This is a genomic window from Streptomyces sp. CBMA29, from assembly GCF_014596445.1.
In the GTDB taxonomy this organism is placed as follows: Bacteria; Actinomycetota; Actinomycetes; order Streptomycetales; family Streptomycetaceae; genus Actinacidiphila.
Genome location: NZ_MECL01000080.1, coordinates 1 through 10,268 on the forward strand (window position 1 = coordinate 1; position 10,268 = coordinate 10,268).

Annotated in this window: 10 protein-coding genes; 6 read left to right on the forward strand and 4 right to left on the reverse strand. The window is 72.2% G+C overall.

Going from position 1 to position 10,268, the window contains the following annotated elements:
* Window positions 1-348: hypothetical protein (locus tag BGM09_RS12455; RefSeq protein WP_188281601.1), on the reverse strand; the 348-nt coding region annotated here is incomplete at its 3' end.
* 399 nt (window positions 349-747) lie between these two features.
* On the opposite strand from BGM09_RS12455, the gene BGM09_RS12460 reads away from it, so the two are divergent.
* Complete coding sequence (locus BGM09_RS12460; RefSeq protein ID WP_188281592.1) at window positions 748-1,506, forward strand: protein phosphatase 2C domain-containing protein; 759 nt, start codon at window positions 748-750, stop codon at window positions 1,504-1,506.
* A gap of 88 nt (window positions 1,507-1,594) precedes the next feature.
* Here BGM09_RS12460 and BGM09_RS12465 read toward each other — a convergent pair whose 3' ends face one another.
* Window positions 1,595-2,008: a MarR family winged helix-turn-helix transcriptional regulator gene (locus tag BGM09_RS12465; protein WP_188281600.1), complete on the reverse strand. Its 414-nt coding sequence runs from the start codon at window positions 2,006-2,008 to the stop codon at window positions 1,595-1,597.
* A 238-nt stretch (window positions 2,009-2,246) separates the two neighbouring features.
* On the opposite strand from BGM09_RS12465, the gene BGM09_RS12470 reads away from it, so the two are divergent.
* Window positions 2,247-3,119: a lysozyme gene (locus BGM09_RS12470; protein ID WP_188281593.1), complete on the forward strand. Its 873-nt coding sequence runs from the start codon at window positions 2,247-2,249 to the stop codon at window positions 3,117-3,119.
* A 176-nt stretch (window positions 3,120-3,295) separates the two neighbouring features.
* Here BGM09_RS12470 and lon read toward each other — a convergent pair whose 3' ends face one another.
* Window positions 3,296-5,791 carry an endopeptidase La gene (lon, locus tag BGM09_RS12475; protein WP_188281594.1) on the reverse strand — a complete coding sequence of 832 codons (2,496 nt, stop codon included), beginning with the start codon at window positions 5,789-5,791 and terminating at the stop codon, window positions 3,296-3,298.
* A 145-nt stretch (window positions 5,792-5,936) separates the two neighbouring features.
* Window positions 5,937-6,887, reverse strand: a complete 951-nt coding sequence (locus BGM09_RS12480; RefSeq protein WP_188281595.1) for a class I SAM-dependent methyltransferase — start codon at window positions 6,885-6,887, stop codon at window positions 5,937-5,939.
* 146 nt (window positions 6,888-7,033) lie between these two features.
* Here BGM09_RS12480 and BGM09_RS12485 point away from each other — a divergent pair, with 146 nt between their 5' ends.
* The 4 genes from BGM09_RS12485 to BGM09_RS12500 form a co-directional block, all read left to right on the forward strand.
* A complete protein-coding gene (locus tag BGM09_RS12485) occupies window positions 7,034-7,768 on the forward strand; it encodes a spermidine synthase (protein ID WP_188281596.1) in 735 nt (244 codons plus the stop codon).
* A gap of 60 nt (window positions 7,769-7,828) precedes the next feature.
* On the forward strand, window positions 7,829-8,542 hold the full coding sequence (locus BGM09_RS12490; RefSeq protein WP_188281597.1) for a response regulator transcription factor: 714 nt from the start codon (window positions 7,829-7,831) through the stop codon (window positions 8,540-8,542).
* Window positions 8,539-9,630, forward strand: coding sequence for an ATP-binding protein (locus tag BGM09_RS12495; protein WP_188281598.1), 1,092 nt, complete (start codon window positions 8,539-8,541; stop codon window positions 9,628-9,630). The genes BGM09_RS12490 and BGM09_RS12495 overlap by 4 nt, the downstream gene beginning before the upstream one ends.
* A 272-nt stretch (window positions 9,631-9,902) precedes the next feature.
* Window positions 9,903-10,268 (forward strand): 2-oxoglutarate dehydrogenase E1 subunit family protein (locus BGM09_RS12500; RefSeq protein ID WP_188281599.1); only part of this gene is annotated, 366 nt, incomplete at its 3' end.

Here is a 10,268-nt window from a genome sequence, read left to right on the forward strand (position 1 = left end):
CAGTCCCGCGGCGTTCGCCTCGTAGCCGTCGCGCAGTACGCCGTACGGGGCATGGCCGAGCGTCGGCAGCTTGGTGCCGGGGCCCATCGAGCCGAGCACCCAGCGCGGGCGGCCGTCGGCGGCGAAGGCGGCGAGGTCGTCGCGCTCGTCGGCGAGGGAGTGGGCGAGCACGGTGGCGCGGGTGGTGAGCTGGGCCGCGTCGGCCCGGTCCTGGGCCCGCGACAGGTCGCGGACCGCGAGGGCGACGCCTGGAGCGGCGGCGGCCAGGACGGTCACGGCGCAGACGAGCAGGGCGGCGAGCAGACGCTGCCGGACCCTCCGCTCTCGCGGTTGACGTCGTTCACGCAACTTCGGTGCTCGCAATCACGTATCGCCGGCGGGCCCGGGAGTGTCCCCGGGGAATATGCGGAAGTCCCTCCGACCCTTGCAGCCCCGCCCGGAGAGGTGCCACGCGTCGCTCCCCCGGACACTCGAACGAGTGAATCGCAACGAGGAGTTGACCGACAAGTCCGGCGTGCGCGGGGACACTTCGCCCGGCGTGGACGGCACTGGCGCGGTGCTGCGACCTTTGGCAGGATGCCCGCGCGCATATGCCCGCGCGCCCCGGTCCGTACCAATCGGGCCGTCCGTGAGGGCGCGGTTTCGAACGCCGGGCCGCCGCGCGGGGCGCCGGGGAGCCGCCGTCCGGCCGCCGCCGGGACACCTCCGGGCCGCCGTCCGTACCCGCGGATCCCGCACACTGGCCCCATGCGCATCGAGACGGCCACCGCGCCCGGCACCCCCGACCGTCCGAACGAGGACTTCGTCTCCGTGGCCCTGCCCGCTTCCGGGCAGGGCGGCGCCGTGGTCCTGCTGGACGGGGTGACGCCGCCGCCGGGCAACGGGGACTGCGCGCACTCGGTGCCGTGGTTCACCGCCCGGCTCGGCGGCGCGCTGCTCGAACTGTCCGTTTCCCGGCCGGAGATGACGCTTCCCGACGCCCTGTCCGCCGCGATCGGCAGGACGGCCGCGGCACACCGTGACACCTGTGATCTTTCTCACCCGCTCACCCCGCAGGCCACGGTGGTCGCCGTCCGCTGGGACGAGGAGTACGTCGAGCACCTGGTGCTGTCGGACTCGGCGCTGCTGCTGGAGTCGCCGGACGGCGAGGTGACCGCAGTGCTGGACGACCGGATCGACCGGCTGCGGGCCACGGGGGTACGGGTCGGGCCGCTGCGCAATCTGGAGGGCGGCTTCTTCACCGCCGCCGCCGATCCCGCGGTCGTCTCGCGGGCCGTCACCGGCCGTACCCCGCGCTCGCGGGTCCGCGCGCTGGCCGCGCTCACCGACGGCGCCGCCCGTACCGTCGAGGTCTTCGGCGACGACGCCTGGCCCGATGTCCTCACCCTGCTCCGCAAGGCGGGCCCCGAGGCCCTGATCGCCCGCGTACGCGCCCGCGAGGCCGCCGAGGAGTCCCCCGACGGAAAGCGCCACGACGACGCGACGGCGGTCCTGGTGGAGCTGTAGCCCTGCGGGCGCGCCTCCCTGACGACCGGTCAGCGCGGCGCCGGGCGGCCGGTACCCGGGCGGCCCGTTCCCGGGCGCGAGCCGCGGGCTATTCCTCGTTGTTCAGGCGCTGGAGCAGGCGGGCCAGTTCCGCGACGTCCGCGCGGTCCCAGGCCATGAGCTGGCGCAGGTAGCGCTCGCGGCGGGCGGTGCGGACGCGGGAGAAGCGCTCGCGGCCCTCGGCGGTCAGGCGCATCAGGAAGGCGCGGCCGTCTGCGGGGTCGGGCTCGCGGGTGACCAGGCCCAGTTCCTCCATGGCCCGCAACTGGCGGCTCATGGTGGCCTTTCCGACCCCGAAGTAGGCCGCGAGCTCGGTGGCGCGCTCGGGTTCCGTCTCCTCCAGCCGGACCAGCAGGCCGTACGCGGCCGGTTCCAGCTCCGGGTGGACGGCGCGGGCGAGGTCGCCCGAGGTGGCGCGGGCGCGCCGGAACAGCACGGTCAGTTCGCGCTCCAGCGCGTCCATGTCGCTGTCGTCGGATCCGGCCACTTCTGCCGCCTGTCTCGCCTCGTTCACACCGTTCCCGCTTTCAACGCCTGAAAGTTTCCTTCACTCACGGTTGTTTCCGCAGCACGTCAAGTATTTCGCAGGAGTAGACCATCGGCGGTTTCCTGACCCCCTTTCACGCCCGGAGTCGCGCCTCTACCTTCAAGCTGTCATGGCCACTGCAAGGCCATGCCGAGTCCCCACCATGGAGGCACGAATGTCCCACGGAGATCTCTCCGTCGTGCACGGCCCCGGCTCGGTCCGGAAGAGGCTCGGCCTGCTGGCCGGCCTGTTCGTCACCATGCTCGCGATGGTGTTCGTCATGCCCGGCTCCGCCAGCGCGGCGAGCGGCACGGGGCACATCACGCACCCCGAACTCGACTGGATGGGCTCCACCATCAAGGCGCACGAGGGCTCAAGCGCCTCCTCGTCGTCGTCCGCGGGGACCGTCACCCCGATGGCCACGCAGACGCTCGGCATGGACGTCTCCGGCTACCAGGGGAACGTCAACTGGGCCACCGCGTGGGCGAACGGCGGCAAATTCGCCTACGTCAAGGCGACCGAGAGCACGTCGTACACCAACCCGTACTTCACGCAGCAGTACAACGGGTCGTTCAACGTCGGCATGATCCGCGGCTCGTACCACTTCGCCACCCCCGACACCTCCGGCGGCGCCGCGCAGGCCGACTACTTCATCGCCCACGGCGGCGGCTGGTCCGGCGACGGCAAGACGCTGCCGGGCGCGCTGGACATCGAGTACAACCCCTACGGCGCGACCTGCTTCGGCCTGAGCCAGGCAAGCATGGTGAGCTGGATCCACGCCTTCGCCAACCAGTACCACTCGCGTGAGGGCGTCTACCCGGTCATCTACACCACCTTCGACTGGTGGAACACCTGCACCGGGAACAACAGCGGCTTCGCGACCACCAGCCCGATCTGGATCGCGAAGTACACCAGCACGGTCGGCACCCTGCCCGCGGGCTACGGCTTCTACACCTTCTGGCAGTACGGCGACTCCGGCACCTTCCCCGGTGACCAGGACCGCTTCAACGGAGACCTGTCCCGTCTCCAGGCCCTCGCCCAGGGCTGACGCCTGCCCCCGCCCTCCGAGTTGCCGCTGACCGCCGTCCCGGGATCTCCCGGCCGGTGGCCGGCTGAGCGCGCAGTTCCCCGCGCCCCTGGTGTGTACGGCTCTTCCGCGGAAGCGGCGTACACCAAGGAGCGTGGGGAACTCGTGTGTTCCGGCCCGACCACGGCCGGAGGCCGTCAGGCGGCCAGCGGCGCCTCCGCCTCGGCGGCCTCGGCGGCGGCCGGTTCCAGGGCCAGCGCCAGGACTTGGCGGACGTCACTGACCGGGTGGACGTCGAGGGCCGACAGGATCTCGGCGGGGACGTCGTCCAGATCCGCCTCGTTCCGCTTCGGGATGACGATGGTCGTGATCCCGGCGCGGTGCGCGGCGAGCAGCTTCTGCTTGACGCCGCCGATCGGCAACACCCGTCCGGTCAGGGACACTTCGCCGGTCATGGCGACGTCGGTACGGACCCGGCGCCCGCTGAGCAGCGAGGCCAGCGCGGTGGTCATGGTGACACCGGCGCTCGGCCCGTCCTTCGGCACCGCGCCCGCGGGCACGTGCAGGTGGACGCCGCGCTCCTTGAGGTCGCCGACCGGCAGCTCCAGCTCCGCGCCGTGCGACCGCAGGAAGGACAGCGCGATCCGCGCCGACTCCTTCATGACGTCGCCCAGTTGGCCGGTGAGCTGGAGGCCGGAGCCGCCGGTCTCCGGGTCGGCCAGCGACGCCTCGATGTAGAGGACGTCACCGCCCGCGCCGGTCACCGCGAGCCCGGTGGCCACGCCCGGCACCGCCGTGCGCCGCTCCTGCGGGTCCTGCGCGGACTCCGGTACGTGGTGCGGCCGTCCGATCAGCGCCCGCAGGTCGTCGGGGCGGACGGTGAACGGCAGTTCCTGGTCGCCCAGTGCGTGCCGCGCCGCGATCTTGCGCAGGATCCGGGCGACGGTGCGCTCCAGATCGCGGACGCCCGCCTCGCGGGTGTACTCGCCCGCCAGCCCGCGCAGCGTCTCCTCCTCCAGCGCCACCTCGTCCTCGGCCAGGCCCGCCCGCTCCAACTGGCGCGGGAGCAGGTGGTCGCGGGCGATGACGACCTTCTCGTCCTCGGTGTAGCCGTCGAGCCTGACCAGCTCCATCCGGTCGAGCAGCGGCTCGGGGATGGTCTCCAGGACGTTGGCGGTGGCCAGGAACACCACGTCGGACAGGTCGAGTTCGACCTCCAGGTAGTGGTCCCTGAACGTGTGGTTCTGCGCCGGGTCGAGGACTTCGAGCAGCGCCGCCGCCGGGTCGCCCCGGTAGTCGGAGCCGACCTTGTCGATCTCGTCGAGCAGCACCACCGGGTTCATCGACCCGGCCTCCTTGATGGCGCGCACGATCCGGCCGGGCAGCGCGCCGACGTACGTACGCCGGTGGCCGCGGATCTCCGCCTCGTCGCGGACGCCGCCCAGCGAGACCCGGACGAAGGCGCGGCCCATGGCGCGCGCGACGGATTCGCCGAGCGAGGTCTTTCCGACGCCGGGCGGCCCGACCAGGGCCAGCACCGCGCCGCCCGCCCGCCGCCCGCCGCCGGTCTTGCCGGAAGCGCTCCGCGCCGCCCCTTCCGTCCGGCCGCCGACGACACCGAGGCCGCGGTCCGCGCGCCGCTTGCGTACGGCCAGGTACTCGGTGATGCGTTCCTTGACGTCGTCCAGACCCGAGTGGTCGGCGTCCAGCACCGCGCGGGCGCCCGGGATGTCGTAGGCGTCCTCGGTCGTGGTGCTCCACGGCAGTTCCAGGACGGTGTCGAGCCAGGTGCGGATCCAGGAGCCCTCGGGAGAGGCGTCCGAGGAGCGCTCCAGCTTCTCGACCTCCTTCAGGGCGGCCTCGCGGACCTTCTCCGGCAGCTCGGCGGCCTCGACGCGGGCGCGGTAATCCTCGCTCTCGTTCTCGGGGTCGCCGTTCAGCTCCGCCAGTTCCTTGCGGACCGCTTCGAGCTGCTGCCGCAGCAGGAATTCGCGCTGCTGCTTCTCCATGCCCTCCTGCACGTCCTTGCGCAGGGTCTCGGCCACGTCCTGCTCGGCGAGGTGGTCGCGCAGCCACTGGACGGCGAGCCTGAGCCGGGCCATCGGGTCGAGGGTCTCCAGCAGTTCCACGCGCTGCTCAGTGGTGAGGTAGGGGGAGTAGCCGGAATTGTCGGCGAGCTGGGAGAGGTCGTCGATCTGCTGGACCCGGGCCACCACCTGCCAGGCGCCGCGCTTGCGCAGCCAGCTCGTGGCCAGCGCCTTGTACTCCTTCATCAGCTCGGCGACCGTGCCGGGCGACTCCGCGGGCGCCGGTTCCTCCACCGGCGTGCCCTCCACCCACAGGGCGGCGCCCGGCCCGGTCGTACCGGCCCCGATCCGCACGCGTGAGCGGCCCCGGATCACGGCGCCGGGGTCGCCGTCGGACAGCCGGCCGACCTGCTCGACGGTGCCGAGCACTCCGATTCCCGCCAGGGTCCCGCCGACCCGGGGAACGAGCAGCACCTCCGGCTTGTTGGTACCGCTGTCGCCGCTGTCAGCGGCGAAGGCGCCGGATCCGGCGGCGGCGTGCGCGGCTTCCACCGCGGCCCGCGCCTCCGTGTCCGACAGGTCGACCGGCACGACCATGCCGGGCAGGACGACCTCGTCGGACAGGGGCAGCACGGGCAGAGTGAGCGTTGTGGGCGTCGAAGCCATGATCTCCCCTTCGGCAATCAAGTTGAGCTATGCCGACTCAATGCTTGGGGCACTTCGAATGTTCCCCGGAGCGCGTTCGCTCTCAGCGATCCCCGGCGGATCCCCCCATGGCGCCGGGAACGCGCACCGGGCGGGGCCCCCGCGATCAGCTCCTGGCGCGCAGGAAGGCCGAGGTGGAGACCCGGCCCAGCATCTCGAACCGGGACTCCCCGGTCTCCAGGTACTTGTCCGCCGCCTCCTGGACACCGGCCCAGGCGGCGTCCCCGTAGTCGTCGAGCACGACGATGCCGCCGGGCGCCGCGATCTTCTCGGCCCACTCCAGGTCGGCCATGACGCCCTCGGCCGAGTGGTCGCCGTCGACGATGATCACCCCGTACTTCCGGTCGGAGACCGCGGCCTGGGTGTCCGGGTCGCCGGAGAAGCCCTGCTCGATCCTGGCCCGCTCGCCGGCCTTGCCGCCGAGCGCCAGATTCGCGCGCACCACGTCCATCCGCACCGGCGTGCCCGTGGGCTCGCCGACCGGCCGGGCGCCGGGCTGGAGCTGCGTCCCGGCCAGCGGGTCCACGATGGTCAGCCGCGCCTCGACACCGGCCCGGTGCAGCATCCGCATCAGCGCGGCGGAGAAGAGGCCGTGCAACGTGCCGATCTCCAGCACGTCCTCGTTGGGCGGGTCGAGCAGCGGGACCGTGGCGAGCTTCCCGCAGATGTTGTAGGTGGAACCGGCCAGGCGGCCGACGGCCAGGGCCTCGAGCGCGATCACGTTGCGGAAGGCGATCGTCACATTGCGCCGCGCGTCGGCCTCGCCGCGGCCGGAGACGGCGACCATCTCCCGCACCAGGGTGTCGATCCGGGCCGGGGTGGGCAGCCGGGGACCGCTGCGCCCGGTCTTGTCGAAGAGCAGCCCGATCGCGAACTGCTGGTCGCCCAGCTCCGCGACCTTCTTGCGCATCGAGTCGAGATCGGCGACCTGGGACCTGCGGTCGTTCTCGATCTCCTTGCGGAGCTTGGAGGCGGAGCTCTGCACGCGACGGTCGACCAGCGCGGCAGCGGGGGCGAGCACCCGCCTGGTCAGTCGATTCTTCAGTAGGGAGGACATGCGCGGAATTTACGCCGCCGGTACGCCGCCCAGGTCATGCCCCGATGCAGAGGAAATGAAGTTCTGACGACCCGGAAGTTAACGCCCGATGGAAAGGTGGCCGACATAAGGTCATGACCTCGTGCGGCATACGCCAAACTGGCCGTATGACCCTCCCACACCCATCCTCCTACAGCGGAACCCGCGCCCTCGACCACCCCGCTCCCGTGGTGCTCGACCGGCAGGACGGCCCGTTCGGCGAGGTGGTGCTGCGACGGCACGGCGACCTGCTCCAGATCATCGCGAACGGATGTTTCCTCATGGACACCTCCGACGGGCGGTCCGAGCGCCTTCTCATCGACGCGGCACTGGAACACCTGGACGGAGAACAGGCGAATACCGCGGACCGGCCCGGCCGCTCGCTGCTCATCGGCGGTCTCGGCGTCGGCTTCTCCCTCGCGCGCGCCGCCGCGCGGCCGCGCTGGTCGCGGATCACCGTCGTCGAACGTGAGTCCGCGGTCGTCGGCTGGCACCGCGACGGGCGGCTCGCGCCGTTCTCCGCGGGCGCGCTGGACGACCCGCGGGTGACGGTGGCCGTGCGGGACCTGGTGGCGTACGTGGCGGAGCCCGGCGAGCGGTACGACGCGCTCTGCCTGGACATCGACAACGGCCCGGACTGGACGGTCACCGACGACAACGGCGGTCTGTACGGCCCCGCGGGCCTCGCGGCCTGCCGGAACCGGCTGACGGCCGGCGGCGTCCTTGCCGTGTGGTCGGCGAGCCCGTCGGCCGGTTTCGAGGACGCGCTGCGGGCCGCGGGCTTCTCCGGAGTACGCACCCTGGAGGTGGAAGTGACGCGTGGGGTTCCGGATGTCGTGCACCTGGCGATCAACGCCGCGTAGTCACGGCCCCCACCTGCCCCGTAGGCTCCCCCGTAACCAGGACGACCTTGTGGGGCGGAATTGGACAGCGCGCAGACGACGGGCACGCAGCGCAGGGTGCTGGTGGTCGAGGACGACCAGACCATCACGGAGGCCATCGCGGCCAGGCTGCAGGCCGAGGGATTCCAGGTACGGACGGCGGGGGACGGTCCCTCCGCGGTGGAGTCCGCGCACACCTGGCAGCCCGACCTGCTGGTTCTCGATGTCATGCTGCCCGGCTACGACGGCCTTGAGGTCTGCCGCCGGGTGCAGGCCGACCGGCCGGTGCCGGTGCTGATGCTCACCGCGCGCGACGACGAGACGGACATGCTGGTCGGACTCGGCGTCGGCGCCGACGACTACATGACCAAGCCGTTCTCGATGCGCGAGCTGGCCGCCCGGGTGCACGTCCTGCTGCGCCGGGTGGAGCGGGCCTCGATCGCCGCGCACGACCCGCGCGGCGCCAGCATGCAGCTCGGCGACCTGGAGATCGACCACGCGCAGCGCCGGGTCCGGGTCAGGGGCGCCGACGTGCACCTGACCCCGACCGAGTTCGAGCTGCTGGTCTGCCTGGCGCAGCAGCCGCGTGCGGTGCTCTCCCGCGAGCAGCTGCTCGCCGAGGTGTGGGACTGGGCGGACGCGTCGGGCACCAGGACCGTCGACAGCCACGTCAAGGCGCTGCGCCGCAAGATCGGCGCCGAGCGCATCCGTACCGTGCACGGCGTCGGGTACGCGCTGGAGACCCCGGCGCCATGACCCGGTGGTGGCGCCGGCTGTGGCGGCGCGTGTGGGACGCGCTGCGGCCCTGGGACCCGTACCGCTCCATCAAGGCCGCGCTCCAGCTCCTGGTGATCATCTCGGTGCTGATCACCACCCTGCTGGTGATCGTCGCCATCCACTCGGCGACCGAGCTGCGGGTCATCACGATCTTCTCGATCATCGCCTCGCTGCTGCTGACCCAGATCGTGGCCAACGGCCTGACCGCGCCGCTGCGCGAGATGACGGCCGTGGCGAAGGCGATGGCGGGCGGCGACTACAGCCGGCGGGTGGCGCGGGTGCGCAGGGACGAGGTCGGCGAGCTGGCCGAGACGTTCAACCAGATGGCGGCCGATCTGGCCGCCGTCGACCGGCACCGCAAGGAACTCGTGGCGAATGTCTCGCACGAGCTGCGCACGCCCATCGCCGCGCTGCGGGCGGTGCTGGAGAACGTGGTGGACGGGGTGTCGGCCGCCGACCCCGAGACCATGCGGCTGGCGCTCCAGCAGACCGAGCGGCTCGGCAAGCTGGTCACCCAGCTGCTCGACCTCTCGCGGCTGGACAGCGGCGCGGTCCGGCTGGAGGCCAAGCGCTTCGAGGTGTGGCCGTACCTGTCGGCGGTGCTGCGCACCGCGAGCCTGGGCATGGAGGGCTCCTCCGCGACCGGCTCACGCTCCCGGCCGCGCGCCGACGTCCACCTGCACCTGGACGTGTCACCCCCGGAACTGACGGCCTACGCCGACGGCGAGCGGCTGCACCAGGTGGTGGCCAACCTGGTCGACAACGCGGTCAAGCACAGCCCGCCGGGCGGCCGGGTGACGGTACGGGCCAGGCGCGGCGACGCGCCCGGCAGTCTCGACCTGGACGTGCGCGACGAGGGGCCCGGCATCCCCGAGGCGGACCGCACCCGCGTCTTCGACCGCTTCCACCGCGGCGCGCACCCGGGCGGCGACGGCGGTACGGGCCTCGGTCTTGCCATCGCGCGCTGGGCGGTGGACCTGCACGGCGGGCGGATAGAAGTGGCCGAATCCCCTCGCGGCTGCCGGATCCACGTCACCCTTCCGGGTGTCTCCACGGCGCAACCTTGACCTAAAGTTGGGGAAAGACCTTGACCTGAAGTCGGGACACGCCGCTCGCGGCTGCCCCCAGCCGCCCTCCGCCGCACCGACGCCGTGCGAGCGCGGCCGGTCGAACGACCCCCAAGAGGGATCAATTTCCCGCCAGGAACAGCACTGAAACCAGTCTTCGGGTGTGACATGCGCGACGTAAGGGCCCCGGGCCTGCATCGACCCCTCCAGTAGGCGTAGCCTTTATTTCCGCTGTCCACCATCTTGTGAAGCGGAAGAGGGCGGTTGCCGCCGTGTCGTCACAGTCCCCCAATAGCTCTAGTGTCTCGACCGACCACGAAGCGCAGGGCGAAGGCCCCGCAGCGGGCTTCGGCCCCAATGAGTGGCTGGTCGACGAGATCTACCAGCAGTACCTCCAGGATCGGGACTCGGTAGACCGAGCCTGGTGGGACTTCTTCGCCGACTACAAGCCGGACGGCTCCGCCGATTCGGCGGCCGCCCCCGGCCAGGGCGGCGCCTCCGGCGCCGCCGCTCGCGCGACGTCCCCCGACGAGGGCAGCGCCGTAGGCGCCGCGCAGCCGGTCCCCGCGGGCCCGACGTCCCCCGACGAGGGCAGCGCCGTAGGCGCCGCGCAGCCGGTCCCCGCGGGCCCGGCGGGC